Here is a 770-nt window from a genome sequence, read left to right on the forward strand (position 1 = left end):
TCACTGCTGTCACTGCTGTCAGGGCGCGCGGTGATCCAAATTTGGATGACCGCCGACTCGAAGGTAGCGGGTCATCCAAATCTGAACAACCCCGCTCGCGTTTCTTCTCCAAATTTGGACGACAGGTACACTCGACACATGGCCGAGCCCGAGGAGCACAGCACTGACCTGCCGGAATGCCCGTCCGCGCGGGGCACCGGCGGCCTGCTGCCTCGGGAGCTGAGGGGCTGGATGGTGATGCTCGCCGCGGTGGGCGCGGTGGANNAGCAGCCCGAGGAGGGGCTGCGGATGACCCGCGTCGCGGAGCTGCTGGGCCGCCCGAAGACCCGGCTCACCTACCAGGTCGCCTGCCTCCAGCACGCCGGCCTCGTCACCCGCAGATCGGTCTGCGGCGACAAGCGGGGCGTGGAGGTGGCCCTCACCGACAAGGCCCGCCTGCTGCTCCACGAGACGTCCGACGCCTTGACGGAGACGGTCGCCCAGGCCCTCGCCCATGTCATCGGCCCGGAGCAGCGCGAGGCGATGTACGGCCTGCTGCCGGGGCTGGACGCGGCGACGGGGACGGCGGCGAGGACGACTGCCGGGACAGCGGCACAGCTGGCCCCGACGGACACGCCGGAGGTCGCGGAAGCCCTGGAAGCGGCCGGGGTCGCTGGGGCCGTACCGGACACGGCGGCGCAGGCCGCAGAGGACGCGGTACCCGAGGTCGCCGCCCCGGCCCGAGCGGGCGACTGATCGCCCACGAGCGCCGAGCCGCTCCACGCCCGCCC

1 pseudogene is annotated in these 770 nt (G+C 72.0%); it reads left to right on the top strand.

Annotated elements, in window-relative coordinates:
• Nucleotides 1-138: 138 nt before the first annotated feature.
• Nucleotides 139-546, top strand: a pseudogene (locus BZL64_RS37670) (MarR family winged helix-turn-helix transcriptional regulator); the annotation flags it as partial.
• Nucleotides 547-770 lie beyond the last annotated feature (224 nt).

This window comes from Streptomyces bobili, from assembly GCF_002154575.1.
Lineage (GTDB): Bacteria > Actinomycetota > Actinomycetes > Streptomycetales > Streptomycetaceae > Streptomyces > Streptomyces bobili.